The sequence below is a fragment of the Corynebacterium crudilactis genome (assembly GCF_001643015.1).
In the GTDB taxonomy this organism is placed as follows: Bacteria; Actinomycetota; Actinomycetes; order Mycobacteriales; family Mycobacteriaceae; genus Corynebacterium; species Corynebacterium crudilactis.
The window spans coordinates 43783-66833 of record NZ_CP015623.1 but is presented as its reverse complement, the minus strand read 5'-3'; the positions used below and the strand labels follow the sequence as shown (position 1 = coordinate 66833).

Below are 23051 nucleotides of genomic sequence, written 5' to 3'. Positions count from 1 at the left end.
CAAGTGGCGAATGGAAAAGTCAGTGCTGTCACAAAGACAACCCCAGCGGGACACCACAAGAGGTATCCCCACCGCCACTTAGGAGCCACCGTGTCTGTACTTTCCCCCACCCAACGCCCCTACGCACCCCGCGTCCTCGGCACCGACATCTCCACCGCCACCAACCTGAGCGACGCCCTCAACGACGCCAACCTTGCATGGACACTCAACGAGACCCCTGCAGAAAACATTTCCCTCCTCACCGACGATGGTGTCACCACCACGTCAATCCCAGGCCACCGCCTGTTGATGCGCTCCGACAACCACACCACCCTTGGCGTGGTGGGTTCCCGCTACACCGCCGTCAACAACGCCGATGCGCTGGCCCTGGCCGATTCCGCGAAGATGCTGGGCGCAAAATTCGCCTATGCAGGTGAGCAAGACCACGGACGTAAAGTGTTCCTCACCATGTCCCTGCCAGAAGCCCAAATTGCTGTCGGTGGTCACGACCTCATTAACTTTGACCTCGTGTTGCGCACCAGCCACGACGGTTCCGGTTCCATCGTCGGTGAAGCCATGGGAACCCGCCTGGTCTGCACCAACGGTATGCGTGCCAACATTGACGGCACACAACAGCGCTGGTCTATTCGCCACACCCGCAACGCTGACAACGCCCTCTACCAGGCCCGCGACGCCCTCAAGCACACCATCGCATACGCCAAAGCGTTTAGCGCCCACGCGGAGCAGATGATTAGCTCCAAGTTCTCTGAGCGTGATTTCTCCGCCCTGCTTGATACCCTCTACATCGCCCCTGATGAAGATGACAGCCCACGCCGAATCAACACGTGGAATCGTAGGCGCGATGACCTCATGGACTTGTTCAGGAAGAACGACACCCAGGAGGAGGGGCGAAACACCCGCTGGGCAGCGTGGAACGCCATTGTCGAATACAACGACTGGTATCGCCCGGCGAACAACGGTGACACTGGCCGTGCAAACCGCAACTTCAACGGCGACAGCACCGGCACCAGCGCCCGCGCGTTTAGCTTGTTGAGCTAACCCCCACTCACAAACCCACCCCGCCATGTTCGGCGGGGTGGGTTTTTTCAGGTTTTTTCCCTGGACTGTCCGCCAACAAACAACACCACTAAAGGCAACCTGACCACTTTGTTTACAGGCGTATGTAAAACTCTTTTCAACCTTATTACAAACCCCAAAGAGGCCCACATGACCATCGCCATCACCCAGCTGTCACACTCCGAATCCGTGCACCTACTAATAGAAGCCCTCAACTCCTATTGGCCAGACACACACTTCACCATCACCAACCACGACGACTTCCTCGCACTGTCATGGACAGATGGGCCAACCCAAGAATCAGTAAACGTCATTGCAGGCTTCTACCAACCAGACTTCGCCCTGCCAGACTGGGACAACACCATCGTCATCGCACACCCAGAAGGAGGCTGCGAAGTCGTCCTCCCCACCCTGGGAGACCTCCGACTGGAACGCCGATTCAGCGCACGCACCATCGCACGAGTCGCCATCGACCTACAGCGCGAAGGCGTCACAGTCAGCCCCAATGAGGTCGCTGCAGTACTGGAAGGCCGCGACCCCAGCCACCAGGCCTACAATGCTATTTTTGCTCTCTCCCAGCAATACACCCCACCCAATTGGTGCCCAGTGTGGGTGTACGAGAATTCTTCTATTGAAGATGACGTCATGGAATTGTGTGACGCGATTTCACTATGGATCCATGATCCGGAGAATTTCACCCAGTGGGAGGTCATTGTTCGCGCGTTGCACGATTGGGAGCTTAGCTCGGTGCTGGCGTGGGCACTGTCCGTCAACGAGCCATACCGCCGCATGGTTCATGCGTTGCTGTCAGATGTGGCCACCCGCTGCTTGGCGACAGATGATTTGGAGACGGCTGTAGCTGCGGAATGGCTTGTGGAGGAGGTTATGCCTGTTGATGATGGTGGGTTGTTCCCCAAGCCTGTCACCAAGGAAATTTCGTGTCTCACCGAGATGGGTGACCTGTTGTGCCTGTTTGCTGGGTCTGATTTGTAAATGCGTTGAGTTCGGGCAGTGGTTGAGGTGGGGGAGGGAAAGTGAGTGCATCACCTCAAACGGGGTGCGTCACGTTTCCCAACTCTTTTTTGAAAGCAGGTCTGTCATGTTGCCTCACATTAACCGCCAACCACTTTTCCGTGACTCTGTTCTGGGTGGTGCAGTTTTTCTTGGTATGGCTGTACTGAACCACGTTTGGTCGCCGTTTGAGGTGTCGTCTTTTGCTGTCACCTCATTTTTCACGACCCTGGCGCTTGTTCATTTGATGCTTGCCGTGTTTTTATCCACCGACTGGAACACCGTCATGCTTGTTGATGATGCGGATGTGGCGGACGTTGAAGCTCCCCGCATGGCCGTTGATGACGATGATTTGGTTGCGGTTGCTCGTGCCACCAACGTGCTTGTTGAGGACAGTGTTAATGAGGTGGTTGCAGAGCGTTTTGCAGCGTAGAAACCTAGTGCAAAACGCTTGTATTACCGTAATATGTCATATGTAATACATATTACATATGACATATTACGGTACATTTCATTCTCAAATGTCGGCATTTGTCATACATCGTGTAATGCAAAAAACCACCTAAAAAGTGAACGACCAGCATATTTAATGGAAATAAGGCCGGTTCGTGAACACATGCCTGATAGAATAAAACCAGAATCTCGATCATGAAGATTTTTTCTCACTCTTTCGCCACACAAGGAGCACCATGAATTCATCACGAAAGAAAACCACTGCACGTGAGCGGGTCACCCGCAAGCCGTCGATTGTCCGCTCTCGAACCCTCATAATTGGTAATACCAAAGGAGGGGTCTCGAAAACTACCCTGTCAAGCTCAATCGCCTACGAAGCCGCACGACTAGGCCTCACAGTCTGTGTAGCAGACTCGGATAGTGGCTTCTCGTCCGTGACCGGGACTTTCGCAGGACGATACATTCACCCAGAAACTGGACAGACTTTGGAGGTGAAAAGCCTGGCCGATGCAGTAAGGCGTGGTGAAGACGCTCCTTTTTACCCCGTCCCGGCATGGACGCCAGATCCAAATGTCCCATGGCTTAAAGGCGGGCCAGCGATCCCCGGTGGAAAGATCTTCATCTCACCCGCAGCTGCAGAAACGGATCGTGAAAACCTCACCTCCGTGGTCTCCGAAAGCGGAGGCATCGAAGAGATGCGTCTCATGAACGCCTTGGAAACTGAATGGGTACGCGAAAATGCCGATCTGGTGATTATCGACATGCCGGGAATCAGACTTACCCCGCTCATTTCTTCCATGCTCCACGCAGCTGAACACGTCATTTTCCCTTTTTACCCAGAATGGCTCGCACATGAGGAGCTTGCGAAATTTGACGAGATTATCGGCGCATGGGAATCCGCGCACGGCAAGCCCATTAATTTCCTGGGCGCGATCCCCACGAGTATCCCACTGAATTTGAAACGTGCCCCTGGTGAGCGCCGTATCATCACAGAATCCGCCAAATGGCTGGACGAAACCTTCGGAGACAGCGTAGGGGTAATCGCCCCAGGAATTGAGCGCCGTAAAGCTTTTGCCCGCTCCCAAGAATTCGCCATCCCCATCTCCACCTACACGCGCACCCAAATTGAACGTCGAGATGTCGGCACAATTCCCGCAGCCTTGGCGAAAACGGCACTGACTGTCCTGAGTAAAATGCTGCCCAAGGAAGACGACCCGACAACCTCAAATCGAGTCAACTATGACATCGGGGCAATGCGTGAAGCACTAATCGCGCAGGAAATGCCCGATGAATGGCGTGCGATTATCGAAGGCCCAGACTTTATCGACTGGAAGGCGGACTGGCTTGCCCACGACCTTGATGACACCGAAGACACCGACACGGACACCAAAACGGAGGAGCAAAGCTAATGGCACAAAGGAAAAGGAAAACAAACACGGATCGGTTACTCGACCCCCTGACCGCAATACCTGAAAATGCTGGTTCAGCATCAGACCCTGCCCCAGTGGAGGAGTCAGCACCAGCTGTCCTGCCAGAGGAAATCGACCCGTGGCAGGACGCTCCCGCTGGTGTTGCGCTGATTAGCCCACCACCACCAAAAAAGAAGAGGCCAAAAAACCCGAAGCCGGTGGCCACATCATTCAGGCTCCCCGCCGACCTCCACGATGCGCTGGTAGACACCATCGAGGATCTGGAAATCACGGAGGATGTACGACTCAATCACTCCGAGATTATCCGTGGTGCGCTGGCGTTTTACCTCAACGAGTTGATGGTGGCGGAAGCTCGGAAAGACCGCCGCCGTCGCGCCGAACTGCTTTCCTCAATCGGGGTGGTGGTCTCAGATGAATGATGCTCGTGACCCATTCGCAGAGGAAGAAGTCACATTCAAAGGCCCCCAAACCCCACGCACTGCAGCCACCAACGACCAGGACGACAACCTGTTCGATGATGCCTACGACCTGGACAGTGAGGTGGAAGACGAATTCGACTTCGACCAAGACGAACCAGGGGAGTGGACACCACCGATCAACCCCGACAAATCCGGTGGCCGCCAGTTCGCCGGTGACGCTCCCGTAGCGTCATCCCCACGGCCAGCGCGTCGTGTGGAACAGCCATCTGGGCCTGGTGACCTGATTTTTGATGCCAATTTGGTGTTGGAACCGCAGTCACCACCGCAGCCCACCCCGAAGCCAGAGCCGATTCAGGTGGCATCGCAAGCCCCCACGGTCGCTCCGGTTCGCCCTGCTCCTCGCACACCTGCACCACGTTCAGCGGTGCAAGCCCCCGAGGCTGGTAAAGCTCCCAAAAAGAGTTTTGCGCAGAAAATGCGTTCCCTATTCTTCAAAGAGGACACCAGCTCCACCCAAACTGTCCACAGTTTGCAGCGCAGCCTCAACGGTTCGGTCAACATTGTCATGATCAACCGCAAAGGTGGTGTGGGTAAAACGCTGGTCACCACCCTTGCTGGCATGGTTTTAGCATCGCACCGCAAAGACCGCATTATTGCTGTCGATGCTTCCCCAGAGGGCGGTGAACTGGGTGATCGTGTGGAAAGGGAACAAAACGGCACGGTAGGTTCCCTCCTGGATCAGCTGGATTCGGTAAGTCGTTACTCCCATGTGCGTACCCACACCAGCCAAGACCAGTCTGGGTTGGAGGTGCTGGCCTCGGAGCCGCAAAAACCGATCAGTAGCGGACAGGAATACCGCGAACTGATGACTGTGTTGCGCAAGTTTTACCCTGTGATCCTCACCGACTGTGCCCAAGGCCTGAAAAGTGAACTCATGGAATCAGTGTTGGAGGAAGCAGACGTTCTTGTCCTCGTTTCCGAAGGCACCGATGGTATGAAAGCAGCCACACAGGTCGCCAATGACCTTGTGGATTCGCAGGGGCTTTATGGTGATCGTTTTGCCGCGCTTGTCGATGACATGGTGGTTGTCGTCAATCACCGTTCACCCAAAACGAATGTTGATACAGGCCAGGTCATGGAGTTTTTCTCCTCCGTGGCTAGGGAAGCGATTTCCCTGCCCTACGACCAAATGTTTGAGGGTGGTCGCGCCTTCACGTTGGATGAAATTTCCCCAGAAACCCGTGATGCTGCCATCAAGTTGGGTGCCGCGATTGTGAACTCCGCTGGATTCATGGAGGGTGGCCGGTGACCGAAGGTAAGCGCGTTGGTTGGACTGAGTGGGATGAAGAAGACCAGTGGTGGGAGGCTAACACGCCCACGTCCCAACCGGTGGTGGAATCCGCTAACCCTTTCGAAGACGAGACAGCGGTGTCCACCCCACAACCTGCACCGCAACCTCGGGCAATCCATCACCCGGTTCGTGCACAGTCTAAGGGTAAGTTTCCAGCAAGATTGTGGTGGGTTGGTGCCACATGTGTGGTGGTCATATTGATCGCTGCAAGTGTGTGGGCCGGAATGAAATTTGGTGAATCAACCCAGCCGGACGATACAGAGATTCCGATGGTTCCCTCAATCGTGCAGGGCGAATTCAATGATGATGTCGCCAATCTGCCACCAGTTTTAGAGGGGCAATAATTCACACTCCTTCGTGGTGATGGCAGATGGTTGCATCATCTCCACGAAGGAGTTTTCTTTATGCAGTTGTCCCCAGTAGATGATGTGAGACTACGTGGCGCTGTAACAATTCTCGCAGCTCACGGCATCCACACCCCCGCTATTGATGAAGGTATAAAACGCGAAAACTGGCCACCACTGTTGGTGGTTCAGGCGCTCACCGATGTGCATTTCTACGCCCCAACAGCGCTGCAGCTCGGTGTCGATATGGCGATGCTTCCACCGCTTCCCACCAACGCCCCAGAACCTGGCACCATTGGGGGTGCGCCGAAGCCCACCCCGGCATCGCTGACCAGCGACGTTGCCTCAATCCTTGCGCCACAGGGCGAACCGATCCTGTTTGACTACGCCCTTGATTCGCTTCGTGGTGTTCCCCTCACAGATTTGGATGGGGTGGGGGAGAGCAACCGGGAAAACCTGGATAAAGCCAACATCTGCAGCGTGTGGGATTTGTTGATGAAAATTCCCCTCCGCTACCTTGACCGCTCTGAGCTAACCCCCATGTCAATACTGCAATCGGGGCAGAAATCTGTCACCTTCATTGGGGAAGTTATTTCTAAGCGCGTCAACTACGCGAAAACTCCGTATGCGCGTTTCACCATTTCAGATGGTGTCACCCATGTCAGCTGCATGTTTTTCCGCGCCACGTGGATGGGACACCGTTTTAAGCAGGGCGACAACGTTCTTGTGCATGGTGATGTCACCGATTTCAATGGTTTTCTGTCCATGTCTTCCCCCATCATGGAAAGCCTTTCCGACACCAACGTGCCTTTGTTGGCGATTTATCCGCAATCCCCCACCCACCAGGTCACCACGTGGCTTCTCCGCAAAGCGGCACTCGATGCTTTACGCCGTATTCCACGCCTTGATGATCCGATCCCCACGGAGATGCTGGAACGCCGAAAAGTCATGGGCCGGCTAGAGGCTTTACAAGCAATCCACGTCCCAGAAAGTGCAGCTCAGGCCACCCGTGGGCGTGAACGCATCGTCTACGACGAATTCCTCCGACTCCAACTAGCGTTGGGGGTTATCGCCCACGCAAAGAAGAAAGAATCCGGAATCCAACACCGCAGCACCGGCACCCTTGTCGATGCGTGGCGTCGCACCCTTCCCTACGCTTTGACCGGCGCCCAAGACCGCGCCATTGCTGATATTCGCGCAGACCTCCACAGCGAAGCCCCCATGAACCGGCTTCTCCAAGGTGATGTGGGTGCAGGTAAAACAGCCGTTTTGATCGCCACTGCCTTGATGTCTGTTGAGGGTGGCCACCAGGCCGTCATCATCGCACCATCAGAGATCCTGGCACGCCAGCATTTTGAGGAAATCAGCGAAGCCCTCACCCCCATGGGAATCCAAGTAGACCTGTTGGTTTCCAAAGCGTTGCCACGGCCACGCAAAGATGTGCTCCGCGACCTTGCTGATGGCACCTGCAAACTCGCCGTTGGCACGCACTCGCTGTTGCAGGACACCGTGGACTACCACCAGTTGGGTGTGGTGGTTATTGACGAGCAACACCGTTTTGGTGTGGATCAACGCGCCGTATTGTCCACCAAAGGCGCTGGCGGGAAAACACCGGACACACTGCAGGCCACCGCAACGCCTATTCCCCGTACCAGCGCAATCACCGTTTTTGGTGACATGGATGTCTCCATCCTGGATGAAAAGCCACCTGGGCGAAGCCCCATTGTCACACAGTGGATTCCAGAAGCATCCCCCGATGATGACGATGCGGAATGCTGGCAGGCAATCCGCGGTGAGGTCGCTCGTGGCCGCCAAGCGTTTGTGGTGTGCCCTTTGGTGCAGAACTCTGCAGGTCAAGCATCTGAAACGAAGATGGCCGCCTCTGCAGAATCCACCGCCGAAGAGTTGCGGGACGGTGCGTTGCAGGGTCTTCGCATTGGGGTGGTGCACGGCAAATTAAAGCCTGCAGACCGCTCCGCTGTGATGACTGCGTTCGTGTCCGGAGATTTGGACGTGTTGGTGGCCACCACTGTCATTGAGGTAGGAGTGTCTGTTCCCAATGCCACGGTGATGGTGGTTCTCGACGCCTGCAAATTTGGTTTGGCGCAGTTACACCAGCTCAGGGGTCGTGTTGGTCGTGGCAAGTTCGCTGGCCAATGCTGGCTTGGTGGGGAAGCTGTCGGTGATGGACAAGCCCGCATGGAGGCAATGTGTGGCACCGACGATGGATTCAAGCTTTCCGCCCTTGACCTGGAAATCCGTGGCCCTGGAAGTCTTATTTCCACCGCGCAGGCCGGTAAAGAATCCGGTTTGGTCGTTGCTGATCTGATTCAGGATGAAGCAATCCATATGGCTGCACGGGAGGATGCGCAAGCGTTGCTGGCACGTGATCCTTCGCTTGCACGTCACGCGAAATTACGGGTGGAAGTACAACTCGCACTAGGCGATCAAGCCGACTACCTGCTGAAATCCTAATTATCGGGCAGTTTGTGAACACCCCAATGTTAATTTGTTTCTCGTCCACCGCACCTACGAGTTCACATAAAGGAGTGAAGCACCATGGGTCTAATAGCTGGCGCAGTTCTCGGCAGCCTGGCGTTGCTGATCAGTCTCGCAGTCAACATCTTCACCACGCTTAACCCGTTCTTCTAGAACACTTTTTCTATCCACACCCCATCTCAAATCTTTTTCTATAGGAGTTTTCACATGATCACTGATCTTCTTTCCAGCGTCGGTTCCAGCGCACTCGGCTTCGGTTCCACCATCCTGGAATTCACCGGCCTCAACGAGTTCGATTCCGGTTCCTCCCTGCTCAACACCGGCTCCACCATCATCAAGGTGTCCCAGCACCCAGTGGTTGGCTGGCTGTTCGACAAGTTCTTCTGATCCACCAACCCCCACCCACCCATCAACCTTTTCTAGGAGAATCATCCATGGATCTGTCTTCCATCGCAGACGCAGGATCATCCGCACTTGACGGCCCATTCGGCTCCCTCGGCTTCATCGCAGTAGGTGTCCTCGGCGTCCTCGCCCTAATCGGCAACATCGGCTCCATCCTGCCTCTCCTGCCTATCTAAAACCTGGCACACAGTTTGCAAGCACTGAACCCCGCTCCTTGACCCAAACAAGGAGCGGGGTTCAAAACTTTTCCGGGCACCCCACACACCCCACCTGGAAACCTTTCAACCAGACAAACAAACACAGATCCGTTGAAAGGAACCCCACCATGACGCTCATGCGCATCCCACCCCACACCACCACCCAACTCGAACACCGACGACGCCGCGCCCACCTGGCCAACTACGACGACCTCCCCAAATCCGTCATCTACATCAAATCCACCGGCAAATGGATCTGGGAAGCCACCGTCACCCCAGACCTCCTGGTCACAGTCAGGAAAGTGAATAGCACCCGCATCCACAGCCTCGATGCAGACATCGTTGACCGCGACGCCATCTACAACAAGTATTCCCCATCGAACAGCCCTGCAGACATCGCAAAAACCATCGACAATCTCATTCGCACCAAAACGAGGCAGGTAGAGCAGTGAGCTACATCGACTTTTTCAACGCGCCACAGAAAAACCCCGTCCGAGGCAAACTGACATTCAGCGACGCTGAACTCGCCAAAGCTATCGGTTCCGCCCGTTTCGACATCAACAATCGGATTCCCAGTTACCGCGAATTCGATGGTGCGCGACGCCGAATGGTCTGCAACCAGGAAAACAAGCTCACCCTCAACGACACATACCGGCACCTCAACGACGCTGGCCTGCGCAAATCGTACACAACCTACATCGTGGAACGGTTCAACCGTGGCTCCCAAATCCCCGACCGGTTGTGGAGGCACCTTGAGTGGGATGCCAAAGAAGCTATCTGCGCCACCCCACGTGGTCTGCGACTCGAACTCACCCCAGATTCACCAACCGCAATGATTTTCAACGCCCCAATGGTAAAATCATTGGCGATGCCATCCGCATCATCGTGAGGTTCTTTTTGGTGGGTGACAACCTACCGAAAACTGTTTTTTCGTGGCGAAAGAGCAAAGAACAGCGCATAAACCCCCAGCCCACACTGGGGGTTTCGCATTTCCCACCCCAACGCGGCGTGAACACCCTAGTGGTACTGTCCCCACAATCATTCACCGCCGAAAGAAGCCCCATGAACCTGCCAGGCACCTACAGTCACCTCAAAGCCGCACTCGATGACTCCGCACTCGCCTCCACCGAATATCAGCTGCACTTCGCAGCCACACTAGGCAAAACACCCCGCTGGCAGCTCCATTCAGATGGCACCGCCGAATTCCTCACCCGAACCGGCCACATCCTCACCGCACACATCCATCCCATTGGCGTGTTCCACAACAAGATTTGGACGTGGGCATGGGCAGACACCCATATCACCGACCGCCACACCGACGCTGCACTGCAGGTACGTGACTTCGGACTGCAGTACAACATCAACATCCTCACCCGCACCAGCTTCAACCTGGGGGACTGGCGCACCCTAATCACCCCGAACCAGCTGGTCACCGCCCCAAAAATCATCCACCGCATTTGGCGGCACTTCGCATTCCCCATGCCAGATGGATCCATCCTCTACGCAGCACTCACCACCCCCAACCTCGACCTTCCCGCACCCACCACCCAAGGAATCGCCCAAACACTACGAACCACCCCCAACCTCGTTCCCGTCACCAAAAAACGCCGGGCGCTGATTTCCTACGCCAACATTCGCAGCATCGTGCGCCAAGAACGCCGAACCTCCCACACCATGCGACTCCACACAGACACCGGATCAGTCGATGTCAGCTGGCCACACGACGAATACGTGATCGCCACAGCTCCGCGCACACGCCCCTGCGACAATGATCCCCATGAAAATCAGCACACCCCAACGCCACCTCAAAGACCGTGACGCCACCACCCTCTGGCTAAGCAGCGACCAAAGTGCCGCCATGGCGCACCTGGATGAACAAATCCGAGGCCAACATGACGGACTCACCCCAGGAGACCCCAACCCCGCACCACTCGAACAGTGGATCACCCGCACCTACGGCACACTCCCCCCAGCCCCCAACCACACCATCACCGGACGACTCCGCCACTGGCAAGCCACCAGACTGTCCGACTCCCAGCTAATCATCATCAACGACACCACCGCACCCGCAGTCCAACGCCTGGCACGCACCCATCTGTTCACCACCACCCCAGAGCTTCCCAGCACACTTCACCCACGCATCACCCTCGTCTGGGACACCACCCACACCCCACCTGCAGCCACCAGCGACCACACCGCAAGTCCCGGAGCACTCCCCGAAGAAAACACCTGCCACGCCATCACCCTCGACAACCAGCGCAGCATCGAATGGGTACGCACACCCAACACCCACCACATCAGCACCGACATCATCAACATGATGGCCAAAGCCGGTGGAATGCTCCCACCCTGGCTTCTCAGCGGCGACACCGCACACACACCCCACACCCACCCTGTTGAGCACTGGCAGCAACTACTACTGTCCGCCTCACAACACCCCTGGACACACCCCACGCCCCGCAGGTGGGAAGCAAACGCTGTTGTTGCAGGTCTTTGTGCTGGTTTGTTCACCCTGACCTCGCAGAAAGTCGGCAACACCACAGTCAGTACCCTTGCCAGCCCCACTCCATAGCGTTCGGGCATATGTGAACACCCACTCGATAGATTAATCAGCGTTCCCTTGAAAACACCCAAAAGGGAAAAGTACATGCCACCGACTGTGGCACCGGAATCAAAGATGGGAGATGGAATGTACTCCAACACTGTTTTCATTCCCCACAGAAAGCACCGTTTAGCCACCCACCCATGGTGTGGTCATTCAAATCACGTGAACCCCCACAGAAGTCCAATACTGACAAAGCAACAGGGCATGATCCAGGCAAAGAAAAAATGTGGCCCGTAATTTTCATTGTGCCCCCCACAACAACAACGTTTAGAAAGAAGACCCCGTGACCAACCTTGTCGCCCACAACGCCCCCGAGGCCGTGGAACACGCACCCACCTTCCACCAATCCGTGGAAGAAAACATGGCTGGCGGAAGCCTCACCGTAAAGGTCAGCAAAAACGACGAAGGTGACATCGGCATCGAATTCCGCAACAACGACCATGTTGGATGGTACGTCCTCGCCCAAAGCTTTGAGGAAGCAAAAGCGTTCCACAGCTCCGATGCTGATGCTGCCAACGACGTGTTCAGCGTGGAACACGACGAACCACTATCCCTCTACCTCACCGCCTATCCAGCGGGGGAGGGGCGCCCAAATCCACTTGTGGAGGCATTGAACCATATCCCCGCGATGATTCGTGAACTCAACGACTCTAACGGGCCAACGCCTACAGAAGAGCAGGTCGTGCCAGCCAGCAAGATTGTGGAGGTCATTAACAGTTTACGAGACGATGACGATGATGTGCGTAAAGCGTTAACCCAGCTGATTTCCCCCACCACGTAGAAACGGACACCCCGATGTTTGACCTCATGAACAACACCCTTGAACAGGAGTGGGACTATTTCGCCAAAGACGCCACCAAAGATCACGAACTCACCATCATCCGTGAGGATGGCGTGTACCGCCATCTCCGCGTCGCAACACCAGGAACCAACACATATGCCTGGGAAATTGTCACCTGGCCAGGCCATTTAGCAATTTCCGGAGACGTGGGCGACGGCTACACTTTCTCCCGACTGTATGACATGTTCGATTTCTTTAATCCACATGCGACAACCAACGACACCATGCCCTCCATTGATTTTCACTATTGGGCGGAAAAACTTGGCTTCGCACAACGAGGCACAGAAAAGAGGTTTTCACCCGAGCAATTCCTCCACCGAGTGCGCGAAGCAGCCGAAGCGTATGCGAAAGAATACGACAAAAACATCGACGTTGAAGCGTTGTGTACTCAAGCGTCACACCACACCGACAACGAATACACTGCACGAGAATGGGCAAGGGACGAAGACACCGTTCTCTCCCAAGATTTCTACTGGGAAGCAGACTTCTCCGTCTACGACCACCACTACGTCACTGCCTGTTTCGCCATCGCTGACACAATTCGACGCTACAACGACGTGAAGAAAACCCCGCAAGAAAACATCACGGCACCCGCCACTGTTTAACCCACCCCCTTTTTTCATCCCAACCATTTTCAAGGAGTATCCCATGGCACTACCAACCCTCACCGCCGAACAACGCGCTGCAGCACTAGCGAAAGCCGCAGAATCCCGCCGAGTACGCGCCGCATGGAAAAACAGTCTCAGCCAGCGTGAAATTAGCGCCACCACCGGTTTGGAGCAGGCGTTCAGCAACGAAATTTTGACTCGAACCCGCGTGTCAGAATTCCTGCAGAGCCTTCCAGGTCTTGGAAAAGTGAAGGCCACAGAAGCGATGCAGGGACTCAAAATCGCAGAAAACCGACGCATCAAAGGCTTGGGTGCAGGACAGCTCGAATCAGTCCGTGAACTGTGCCGAACCATTGACGAGAAGCAGGGACTCACCCACCTGTAAAAACCCTCCACAACGCAAAAGCAGGGCCTGAACATGTTGGCAACATGTTCAGGCCCTGTCTGTGTTAAACGGCAACAACCCACCTGCAAAACGGTTTAGGACACCATTTCACGAATTGCAGCCACCCAATCCTGCGACCATGTAAACGATTCGATCCCATCAGCGATGTAAACCGATCGGAAACCAGCCTCGGAGTGGGCACCCGTCTTCAAATAATCAGGATTGGTGGCAAGATCCATCAACCCTGAATTATCCTCCAACAAGTCGGTGGCCATCGAGGTTACCGCTGCAGGCAAATTACCAATATCAGTAATATTGGTCATTCCCGCATTCTCGAAGCCCACACCCAAACGCTGTGCAATATCCGCCAACCCGAGGTTGCGAGCAACATTGTCAGCCACACCAGGCAACGCCTCAATAATCACCGGAATATCCTGCAACTGCGCATACAATTCCGGCAACGCTTGCGGCATCTGTCCAATAGTCGATGCAATCATCGCCACACCGGCACCCGTAGGATCACCAGCTGCAATCATCGCACCACCCGTAACCAGCGTAATCAGCATTTCAATGGTCTCAGGCGACAGTTTCAGCGGTGGAAGCCCAGAGACCTGCGCAATCGTGTTGACAGCCTCAACAGCCAGCAAGCCACCCATACGAGTGTTGCCAGCAAGAGCTTCCTTCGCCACACCCGCCATGTTGGTGCTGATGTTTTCACCGATCTGAACCAAATCACGCGCCAACTGCGAATTCTCAGGCAACGAACAAACAATGTCGCCAGGAACACACAGCGACACCACGGAACCCACCAAATCACCAAAACCTTGCTCACGCTGACCGGCGACACCGCCACCAGCCACCGCATTCATGGTGATCGGGGAAATGCCCTGAACTTCCTCACCATCAGGTGACACACCTGTTGTCGCACCACCCAACGTGCCCTCATACTTCTTCGACGTTGAAGCAGTAGTCGAAGCTGTTGTTGGCGACTCCGACGTGGTGGGGCGGGACACCGCACCCGCTGCAGCTGATGTCGTAGACGACGATGCTTCCTCCGCAGGTTCCGTCGTGGGGCGCGACTGCGCACCCGCTGCAGCAACAGATGACGCAGACGATTCAGATGACTCAGATGTTGGGGTTTCCGACGCCGTGGACTCCGAAGACTCCACCACATCACCAGAAGCATCACCAGACACTCCACCCACCACCGAAGAAACATCACTGATCTGCGAAAACTCCGCCACCGGCAACGTAGACGACTCCGCCACAGGTGTTGCAGCACACGCCGACGCCGACGCATCCACACAACCGGTCTCCATCAAATTACCGGCAGGAATACCCACCAAATCTGATGGAACATCATCACCAATCGTCTCCAACTGCAGCGTCAACGCAGCGATACCAGCGGCACCACTAAACAGACTCACACAGTCAGCAAACGTCAATTCATCACACGCACCCGCGCGATAAACCTGGCCAACCTGATCCTGTAGCACCAAATCACGACCCAACACACGATCCACCGTGTCTTGAGTACCCGCATCCAACACCTTGTCGAACACCAAATCAGTGCGTTCAGCAATGATGTCGGAATGATCCGCCAACACCGCCATGTTTTCTGGTGTCGCCCACACCTGGCCAACACCCAATTCGAGGGATGCTTTCTCCGCATCCGACAAATCCACAAGCACCGACTGACGTGGGGAATCACCCAAACGACCAGGGACAATAACGCCAGTCGCAGCCTCGCGGGTTGCGTCATCATCACTGTCATCAAAAGTTGGAAGCTCAGGATCAACAGTGTCAGAAAAACCCGTGATGTTGCTTGCCTGCGACACCTTCACCGGAGCCGCAACAGAATGCACCGCAGAAGAAAACGTTGGGGCCTGAACAGTCGCAGAGGAATTAGTCATCTCAACAGCCGATGACTCATGGGACGGCGTAACCGACGACGTAGGCGATGATTGTTGACCAGCCACCACCGGCGCAGACGTTTTCTCCGCACCCGCATCAGACTGTCCGCCCAACAACTGGCCAGCAATGCCAGACACTTGGCCAGCCGTCATCTGCAACTGAGCAATCGAAGGATCTTCCATCAACTTCTCAACCGCATCACCCACCACTGCAGGCAATGTGGGAACCTCCGCAGAAGTACCCACCAAAACGTTCGCATTCTCGTCACGCTTAGGATCAGCGAACAACACAACACCAGCAACCGTCGAAGGATCAACACCGGTCTGGCGGTTGCCGATCAAAGTGGCCACATCACCAGCGATATGAGCACCCTGGGAAAAACCAGCCAGCACCACACGACCATCACAGTTGTCTTGTGCATCCTGAATTGTGGCCAACGTTTTTTCAACGCCTCGTTGCACCGACTGCGCGTAGCTTGTACCAGACACACCGGCGTCGGCGTCATAAGCAATGTAGGTCTGAGAAAACCCCGAACCCAACGCCTGCAGCGGCTCCGCAAATGATCCCAACATGCCCACCGGTTCCGATGCGCTTTGATCGCGGTTAATCTCAAACGTTCCAGGAACCGCAACCAGCATCAGTGGAGCACACTGAACACCAGCGGACACTTCCGTGACCGGCGCTTTCGTGTTGGTTTCCCACGCCAAGGCGTTTTGTACCATTTCGTTTTGTTTCAGAGCTGAAATCCCCGATTCGGCGGTAAGTCCACCAGCCGTTCCAGGAAGGCCATCAAGATCTGGTAGCTGAACCGCGCCAGGAATTGCGTCAACGACCTGCGCTAACACGTCCTCGGTTTGGGCTGTGGCTACCGGAGGGGACAGCATTCCCGAAACAACTGCAACTGTGGCGCAGGTAGCGCCAACCGCCGAAAGGGATTGTGAAAATCTCATGGAATCCTCCTCTCAAGAGGTCTATCTGCGACAGGTTGCTGCGTTTTGCCGGTGTCACCGGCCCAGGGCCTGCCGCGCGAAAAACATATCAGGGGACTGTCCACACACTGGTCAGACGATTTTAGGCGGGTGACAGAATAGGCAGAAACCAGAAGAACCGGTAGCAGGTGGGAAGCTCTAAAAGCGTAGGAGAATCGACGCGGAATCACAGCAAATCTTCCCCCCGCGTGCCAAGCAGATCCCGCAGAATCGTGCGGAACCAGGCCAGCCGATTCTTGATCCTGGCGGGGCTGAATTCCCAAAAATTCATAGAAAGTCGCAGGTCAACGAATGTTTTTATCTTTTTTGCAGTGAGATGTGATCCACCTTCCTCGTCGATGATGCGTGCAACGACTCGTGGATCCATTCGCTGTCCGGAGCGTGTTTTAGGCAGGAGCCAGCCCCACGACTGTCGCAAATCAGCGGTGATTTTCTGTGATTCCCGGCTGGGATCGGGGACGCCTGCAAAGCGGTTGGTTTTTCTTCGCTTCGGAGCAGATTTTTGAATCTCAAACGATTTTATTTTTTTGAGTAACCCAATGAATATCTTAAAGATAAAAGAAACCTGAGCCCTAGCGGGATAGGTGGACGAAAACATGATTTTCCGCGCGGTTTTCCACAGGCTTCGAGCCGCCAAACGCAGCGTAAAAGCGTTGGATGAGGTCGCCCAATTTGGGCGTGCATCGCGGGGTTCTTCCCGCACCCAAGCTCTTTCTGGGGTGACCAAATCCTGCACCGACGCGACTTTTGTCTGATTGATCCCAAAAAGGATTTTTGCAAGACATCTTTCTACTGTCGTGAGGTGGCGGCCACCCGCGCAATCCACCGCCCAACCAGTATTTCGGAGAACCGCGCGCAGGGTGCGGACGTTTTTTTCAATCGAATCGGCGGTCATCTGATGCAGTGGCTTTCCACGCCCGCCAGGATCAATTTCTGGTCGCTCTACCGCGATCTGACGCGCGCGTCGTGCGATAGTGGCATGAGATGCGGCAACTCCACAGCCGGTCACACCATCAGCAAAATCCGAAATTGCATGTAGCAAAATCGGCAGGTGCTTTTTGGCCATCCGTTTCATGGCAGGAGCGGTAGTGACCTGGGGGTCGGCAAGAGCGCCCTCGATCCATAGTTTCCTGCTTTGCCATCGGAGACCCGATTCGGGGGCAGGGAGGATGAAAGATTTCGCCCGGCCATCGCGGCGCAAGTTGAAAGTGCGATCGAGTGCGTGCGCCCACGCGGTAAAAGCGCTTTCCGCGTCGTGATCGGCCTCCGCTTCGCGGAGCGCCCATTCTAACTCTTGCTCCGTGGTCAGCCCCTGGGGCAAGCCACGGAACTTTTTGCTAAAAGTGTCTTGGCCTTTTTCCGTGCGCAGGCGACATAAAATTCCATCCAGGGTGCGTAGCCTCGAAAACCGCCTCAAGGCCTCCTGGGGGCAAGTTCCCAGAGCGGACTCAAACGACATCCCTGAAAAACCCTGTGCAGGCTCCAGTGTCTCAATAATCCTAGGAGAACATTTTTTGGTTGTATTACATATTACGTCCTGATTACTCTCAGATTGAGTAATTTGGCATGAAAAACCCCAGGTCATAGCCGTTTTTTCTTCAAATCTTGCCAAAGGCAAGTGGGTACGACTATCCTGGGAATCAACGATCCGCATCGTCATTCCCTTCAATTCGGGGGAATTTTGAGAAGAAGCTGGACACTTCCCTCAAACAAAAACTTTCATTCCCCTTGTGGCTGTCACTCCACGAGGGGAATTTTTGTATCCCCGCTATTAAATTTTTCCGGCCCTCGATTCGAGGGGTTAAATTCAGATCAGCGCACGGTCTCCTGGGGTCGGCAAAAGTGGGGCAATGTGCCCTTGCGTTAGTTAATCACACGCGCATTCTTTACAATTGAGGCGCGCTGAGATTTAGCCTAGCAGGAAAATTTAGGCTAATAAACAGTCCTGTCGAATTTTGCTTCTTTCCGCAGCCCGGTAGGTTATGGTGCACCCGTTATCTGTGCAGGAGAATCAAAATGATGAGCTTAAAAAAACGGCGCAAAATTAGGCGCGTTGCATGTGAATTGGCTCACACTGCAGCTTCCGACGAGAATGGCCTGTCTCTGAAAAGTGTCCTAGCGGCTACAGCGAAAATTCGAGGGCTAAAAGGGATTTCAATTAAAGTTGCCTCCCTAGAAACTGGAAGGCTGGCTTGCGCCCGCGTAGCCGATGACATCGCACGGATTTCCGTCACCCCAGGATGCGCGACCCTCCAACACACTCTGGCTCACGAGTTGGGACACCTGGTGTTGGGACATAAAGGAATTCCAGGGGTTGAGGTCGATCTGGATCTTTCTAGCTGCCCACCGGGTCTTGAGGCCCTGCATAGAAAAATGCTTCCAGCGTGTTTTAGCAGACAGGAGCAGATGCAGTCGGAATGGGAAGCTGAATTCTTCGCTTCCGAATTCTTGACCATCCTTCCCGGTGCAGGCAGGCCCCGCGCGGTCAGTGAATTAATCTACGGACTCGCCTAAAACAGAAGGACTTTTCCATGTTTCACTTGTCACCTAGTGACAACTTCACCGTTCCACTTGTCATTGCGATTGCCTTGGCCTTAATTGTTTTAGTTCAGCTGTATGTGGCGATTCGGCGTAGCACCCTGTACGCACTCAGTTTGACTGCCATTGGCCTGTCGATGGCAGGATACGCAGTTTTGATGATTCCACCAGTCGAAGAGTGGCTGACTGCCACCGTAGGCATTCGGGCGATTTCCCCACTACTAAAAGACGTTTTTCTGTTCATATCTTTAGTGTCTGTCTCAATGGTGTGGGGCAAGATCAATGTTCCCAGAAAAGTGTCCATACCTGCACAAACACTAGTTTTCATCATGCCGATCACCGCATACTTGTCGTGGATCAGTAATCGCGCCTTGTGTGCCTTTGAGACCACACCCGAGTTCCAAGCCTGTGCGCAAGCCCAGCCTCTAGGCTTTGCATCTCAGCTGTACACGTACTTCCTAGTCCTCACCTTCCTGATCATCACCGTGATTTTTATGTGGTCAATCATTGGACCACATAATCCTGAGAAAACAGCAGGTAGGATCCTTTTTTCCGCGCTGGTCGCCACAATTTTGTGGACGGCAACCGCGACCGTAGGTGTCTTCGAGGTCTTCTATACCGGTGAACTCGGCCCCGATCAATACCTTTTACGCACCCCTCTGGGACTACTGGCGTCACTCCTGTGGATGACCACAGTGATTTACCTGCCAGCACAGCGCATTGTGACTGCAATGCTTTTCCGGCGTTGGACGCAACCGCTGATGGAGAAGCTTTCCACCAGCAAATCGCCGTCACTCATTTTTGGTGATGGCGCACGATACACCGTGACAGACGCCATGGACGCACTACGGTTCATGCTCCACAAAGATGGCGTGGAAATCGTATTTTGTGAATCCACCGACCCAGTTTCCACGCTGGTCGCCTACCTTGAGGGCCGTGAATTACCAACAAAGGTGGGTTTGCCTGCAGCCGCATCCACATCCGTTCAGCGAGCATGGTTGGTGATGGTGTCCCGCGAACTCCAAAAAACCAGGAAAGGCGCGCATGAGGCGAGCAGCATCAGTAGTTAGTGAAATTTTTGCCCCCTGGGTGATCAATATTGGGTTTTTCCTCGTCCTGGGGGCTGTGACCAAAAATTGGGTGCCAGCGACTGCTTCCGCCATTGGCACTGGTGTTGTTCCCATGGTGCTGATTTTGGTGCTTATGCGCTCAAAAGATGTCGGTGGGCACCATGTGACCTCTAAACGCCAGCGCGGCCCCGTTCTGGTGGGGATTGTGGTGTGTGTTCTCGCACTCATTGGGGTGTTGTGCGTGCTCGCCACTGATCCGCTGGTGTGGACAGGTGTTTTGATGGCGTTGGCGTTTGTTGTGCTGTTCACTGTGATGACAGCGGTGGGGAAGATCAAAGCGTCAATTCACGTGGGATTGTGGTTGTGTGTGACGGTTTTCCTGGCCGGTGAGGTTTCACCGTTGTGGCTTTTTGCGGTGGTTGCAGTACCGGTTATTGGGTGGTCTCGTGTGGCGTTAAACCATCACACAGTGGGGGAAGTGAGTGTTGGTGCGTTGCTGGGATTAATGGTGTCCTGCGTGACGCTAATGGCGTTTTAGCTGGTGGAGTCACCTTTTTGCCGGATGGATTTTCTGCGGCGTTCACGCCGTTTTTGTCTTTTCTCAAACCAATTGTCGATGCGTGCAGCGTGCAGTTCGGCGGGGCTGAGACGTTCACGCACTTTTTTAATCCAGGTGACGTAGCTGTCCCATTCTTGCTGGTTGGTGGTTTCGAAGAATTCGATAGGAACTTCAAACACTTGGGCTAAAGCCCTAAGTTGATGACCATTGGGGGCGGTTAATTCTCCGGAAAGAATGTTGGAGACATCGGTGCTCGACACTTTGAATGAGCTTTTTGCGGTGAAGCCGGCTATCTCGTCCGCTGTGTAGGGGCCACGGTCTGCGGGGTACACGTAGTCAACGAGGAATTGCAGGCGATGTTGAATTGCTAGTTTCATCTGAAAACCCTCTTTTTGTTGATCTGTCTACAAACCCTATGTTAAGCATACTAGCGATTTTGATATTTTTTCCCAGTAAGTAGGGGTGGGTTTTATCCACCCCATCAATGGGGGTTATTTGCTTTGTTTCTTCTTTCTAGATTTTTCCTCAATTTTTTGGAAGTACTCGGCCCGAGAATTATCCCAAGCTGTATAGATTCTTGATTTATCAAAACCCAAGATTATGGCAAGCGTGGCGGCTCTGCGGGGACTGATGGCTGACTGTCCGCGCTCAATGGCGGTGTAGCTGGGGACAGTAATTCCAAGGTTGTCTGCCACCTCTTTAGCGCTAATCAGTTTAAGGTATCGCAGGTCGGAGAGGGTTTCTTTGCCTGGTTCAATATTCATCAATCTGCCTGGATCGCATTCCAGAATATGGGCGATGATGGTTAAAGATTCCAGACTGGGGATGGTTTTGCCTTTCGCCCACAACCAGACCGTTTTGTAGTTGACGTCGATGATTTCAGCGAAATCAGCGACGGTCAGCCCCTTCTGTTCGCGCAGTTGAGCAAATTTCTCGTGACTAAATTTCACGTTAGATTTGCTCATTAAAAATCCCAACTTTCATGCCTGAGCGCCGAAAAACATTCCAAGAAACTTAGGAATGAATGTTACTTGATTGTGACCATACCCCGAGGTGCTTATCAAAAAACACCAAGGTGACCATTACTTTATTGAAATAATAAAAGAATCCAACTAGGTAAAATCAGCAAGGACATCAGACAACTTAACAGTAAAAAAATAGCCACAAAACACACTCCGGGCAACCGTGCACACCCCACCGATAAATTCCTCCCAAAAGCTAAGGGAAGGAAACACAATGCCCCAACAACACCAACAAATCGCTGCAACAACCAAGAAAAAAGAAAAAGAACTCGCCCGCCAACACAACATAACAGTTGTACAAGAACTCACCCCAGAAGAACGCAGCGCAGTAGGCTACGCCAACGCCACACTAATCCAAGGCACCTTCCCCTACAGAAAAACCACCGACCACATCCACACCGTCAAAAACGGCAACCTCACCATCACCATGTCCTCCGTCAACGGACTGCCCTACGGGGTTTACCCACGTCTCATCATGTGTTGGCTGGTCAAAGCCGCCCAAATGAACCACCTCGACTACGACAAAACTGACCCAGAACGTCTCCGAATCTCCTTTGGCACCAACCTCGCAGCCTTCATGCGAGACGTAGGAATCGACACCCGCTACGGAAAAAACAGCACCTCCGACCGCGCCCGAGACCAACTTCTCCGACTTTTCAGCACCACCCTTTCTGTACAACGCGACTACACCCACGACGGTGATAACATCACCACCGGACACATGACACTCATAGGAAAAGCCTGGAAATTCCGCTGGAACAGTGAAGATCCCCACCGCTTCCTCCACGACAGCCACGTCATCCTCACCGAAGAATTCTTCGACATGCTGGTTAACAACGCAGTCCCCATCGACATGGACATTGTGCGCCACATCAAAAGCTCAGTAATCGCGCTCGACGTTTTCATGTGGCTCTCCTACAGATTTAGCTATCTTCGACGCCCCACCATCGTGCCGTTAACGCAGCTCATGCAGCAATTCGGAACAAAAATGGATCCACAAGACCCGGTGGCGCGACGAAACTTCACGGTCAAACTGAAAAAAGCTATCGCCAAAATCCACGAAATCTGGCCGGATGCGAAAGTTAGCGTCCTCGATGGGGGAAAAGGCCTCATGCTCAAACCCACCGCACCCAGTGTGAGGCGAAAAAACAGGAGAAAAATCACCCGAAACACCAAATAGAAACCATCAGTCCCCACAGCGGCACCACCCACCGTTTTGGGGACTTTCTCATGCCCCACAAAAACAACATATTTGGAAACACGAAAAGTTATCCACAGGCGACAACATATTTGGAAACACGAAAAGTTATCCACAGGCGACAACATATTTGGAAACACGGCCAAAAAACCTGAAACCC

General features: G+C 54.1%; 25 protein-coding genes. 21 read left to right on the top strand and 4 right to left on the bottom strand.

The features are described 5' to 3' along the window. Window positions 1-90 precede the first annotated feature (90 nt). The 17 genes from ccrud_RS14260 (at window position 91) to mihF (ending at window position 13601) form a co-directional block, all read left to right on the top strand. Window positions 91-1038, top strand: a complete 948-nt coding sequence (locus ccrud_RS14260) for a DUF932 domain-containing protein (RefSeq protein WP_066570265.1) — start codon at window positions 91-93, stop codon at window positions 1036-1038. A gap of 168 nt (window positions 1039-1206) precedes the next feature. Next, on the top strand, window positions 1207-2049 hold the full coding sequence (locus tag ccrud_RS14255; RefSeq protein WP_066570258.1) for a hypothetical protein: 843 nt from the start codon (window positions 1207-1209) through the stop codon (window positions 2047-2049). A 106-nt stretch (window positions 2050-2155) separates the two neighbouring features. Next, a complete protein-coding gene (locus ccrud_RS14250) occupies window positions 2156-2500 on the top strand; it encodes a hypothetical protein (protein WP_066570254.1) in 345 nt (114 codons plus the stop codon). Window positions 2501-2756: 256 nt separating this feature from the next. Next, window positions 2757-3929, top strand: coding sequence for a ParA family protein (locus ccrud_RS14245; protein WP_066570251.1), 1173 nt, complete (start codon window positions 2757-2759; stop codon window positions 3927-3929). After that, entirely contained in the window at window positions 3929-4369 is a 441-nt protein-coding gene (locus tag ccrud_RS14240; RefSeq protein ID WP_066570248.1) for a hypothetical protein, read from the top strand. The genes ccrud_RS14245 and ccrud_RS14240 overlap by 1 nt, the downstream gene beginning before the upstream one ends. Continuing rightward, window positions 4362-5678, top strand: a complete 1317-nt coding sequence (locus ccrud_RS14235) for a MinD/ParA family ATP-binding protein (RefSeq protein ID WP_066570244.1) — start codon at window positions 4362-4364, stop codon at window positions 5676-5678. The genes ccrud_RS14240 and ccrud_RS14235 overlap by 8 nt, the downstream gene beginning before the upstream one ends. Beyond that, on the top strand, window positions 5675-6064 hold the full coding sequence (locus ccrud_RS14230) for a hypothetical protein (RefSeq protein ID WP_066570241.1): 390 nt from the start codon (window positions 5675-5677) through the stop codon (window positions 6062-6064). Before ccrud_RS14235 ends, ccrud_RS14230 begins: the two co-directional genes overlap by 4 nt. Window positions 6065-6124: 60 nt before the next feature. Further along, a complete protein-coding gene (locus ccrud_RS14225) occupies window positions 6125-8539 on the top strand; it encodes an ATP-dependent DNA helicase RecG (RefSeq protein ID WP_082868842.1) in 2415 nt (804 codons plus the stop codon). 231 nt (window positions 8540-8770) lie between these two features. Further along, the gene (locus ccrud_RS15475) at window positions 8771-8950 is read left to right on the top strand and encodes a hypothetical protein (RefSeq protein WP_157776043.1); all 180 of its coding nucleotides are present in this window, start codon (window positions 8771-8773) and stop codon (window positions 8948-8950) included. A 47-nt stretch (window positions 8951-8997) separates the two neighbouring features. Further along, window positions 8998-9141 carry a hypothetical protein gene (locus tag ccrud_RS15470; RefSeq protein WP_157776042.1) on the top strand — a complete coding sequence of 48 codons (144 nt, stop codon included), beginning with the start codon at window positions 8998-9000 and terminating at the stop codon, window positions 9139-9141. A 149-nt stretch (window positions 9142-9290) separates the two neighbouring features. Beyond that, entirely contained in the window at window positions 9291-9614 is a 324-nt protein-coding gene (locus tag ccrud_RS14215; RefSeq protein ID WP_066570231.1) for a hypothetical protein, read from the top strand. Next, window positions 9611-10051, top strand: a complete 441-nt coding sequence (locus ccrud_RS14210; protein WP_066570229.1) for a hypothetical protein — start codon at window positions 9611-9613, stop codon at window positions 10049-10051. The genes ccrud_RS14215 and ccrud_RS14210 overlap by 4 nt, the downstream gene beginning before the upstream one ends. Window positions 10052-10224: 173 nt before the next feature. Further along, on the top strand, window positions 10225-10980 hold the full coding sequence (locus ccrud_RS14205; protein ID WP_066570225.1) for a DUF6882 domain-containing protein: 756 nt from the start codon (window positions 10225-10227) through the stop codon (window positions 10978-10980). After that, on the top strand, window positions 10940-11734 hold the full coding sequence (locus tag ccrud_RS14200) for a hypothetical protein (protein WP_157776040.1): 795 nt from the start codon (window positions 10940-10942) through the stop codon (window positions 11732-11734). The genes ccrud_RS14205 and ccrud_RS14200 overlap by 41 nt, the downstream gene beginning before the upstream one ends. A 316-nt stretch (window positions 11735-12050) precedes the next feature. Next, window positions 12051-12548 carry a hypothetical protein gene (locus tag ccrud_RS14195; protein WP_066570213.1) on the top strand — a complete coding sequence of 166 codons (498 nt, stop codon included), beginning with the start codon at window positions 12051-12053 and terminating at the stop codon, window positions 12546-12548. A 26-nt stretch (window positions 12549-12574) separates the two neighbouring features. Next, window positions 12575-13213 carry a hypothetical protein gene (locus ccrud_RS14190; protein WP_157776039.1) on the top strand — a complete coding sequence of 213 codons (639 nt, stop codon included), beginning with the start codon at window positions 12575-12577 and terminating at the stop codon, window positions 13211-13213. Window positions 13214-13256: 43 nt separating this feature from the next. Further along, window positions 13257-13601, top strand: coding sequence for an integration host factor, actinobacterial type (gene mihF / locus ccrud_RS14185; RefSeq protein WP_066570209.1), 345 nt, complete (start codon window positions 13257-13259; stop codon window positions 13599-13601). Window positions 13602-13696: 95 nt separating this feature from the next. Here the strand turns inward: mihF and ccrud_RS14180 are convergent, their stop codons facing one another. Next, the gene (locus ccrud_RS14180) at window positions 13697-16465 is read right to left on the bottom strand and encodes a cutinase family protein (RefSeq protein ID WP_066570207.1); all 2769 of its coding nucleotides are present in this window, start codon (window positions 16463-16465) and stop codon (window positions 13697-13699) included. Window positions 16466-16670: 205 nt separating this feature from the next. Next, the gene (locus ccrud_RS14175) at window positions 16671-18158 is read right to left on the bottom strand and encodes a hypothetical protein (RefSeq protein ID WP_066570206.1); all 1488 of its coding nucleotides are present in this window, start codon (window positions 18156-18158) and stop codon (window positions 16671-16673) included. Between the two features lie 362 nt (window positions 18159-18520). Between ccrud_RS14175 and ccrud_RS14170 the strand changes: the two genes are divergently transcribed. From ccrud_RS14170 to ccrud_RS14160, 3 genes are read left to right on the top strand one after another with little or no spacing between them, the layout of a single operon-like run. Continuing rightward, entirely contained in the window at window positions 18521-19018 is a 498-nt protein-coding gene (locus tag ccrud_RS14170) for an ImmA/IrrE family metallo-endopeptidase (RefSeq protein ID WP_066570205.1), read from the top strand. A gap of 17 nt (window positions 19019-19035) precedes the next feature. Continuing rightward, complete coding sequence (locus tag ccrud_RS14165; protein WP_066570203.1) at window positions 19036-20112, top strand: hypothetical protein; 1077 nt, start codon at window positions 19036-19038, stop codon at window positions 20110-20112. Beyond that, window positions 20087-20650 (top strand): phosphoesterase, encoded by a 564-nt coding sequence (locus ccrud_RS14160; protein WP_066570201.1) that lies wholly within the window; start codon window positions 20087-20089, stop codon window positions 20648-20650. Before ccrud_RS14165 ends, ccrud_RS14160 begins: the two co-directional genes overlap by 26 nt. On the opposite strand, the gene ccrud_RS14155 is transcribed toward ccrud_RS14160, so the two are convergent. Together ccrud_RS14155 and ccrud_RS14150 are read right to left on the bottom strand one after the other, a co-directional pair. Continuing rightward, complete coding sequence (locus ccrud_RS14155; protein WP_066570198.1) at window positions 20647-21048, bottom strand: hypothetical protein; 402 nt, start codon at window positions 21046-21048, stop codon at window positions 20647-20649. The two genes, ccrud_RS14160 and ccrud_RS14155, sit on opposite strands and share 4 nt — an antisense overlap. Window positions 21049-21162: 114 nt before the next feature. Then, window positions 21163-21636, bottom strand: coding sequence for a helix-turn-helix transcriptional regulator (locus tag ccrud_RS14150; protein ID WP_066570195.1), 474 nt, complete (start codon window positions 21634-21636; stop codon window positions 21163-21165). A gap of 271 nt (window positions 21637-21907) precedes the next feature. Here ccrud_RS14150 and ccrud_RS14145 point away from each other — a divergent pair, with 271 nt between their 5' ends. Next, entirely contained in the window at window positions 21908-22873 is a 966-nt protein-coding gene (locus ccrud_RS14145) for a replication protein RepA (protein ID WP_066570190.1), read from the top strand. Window positions 22874-23051 lie beyond the last annotated feature (178 nt).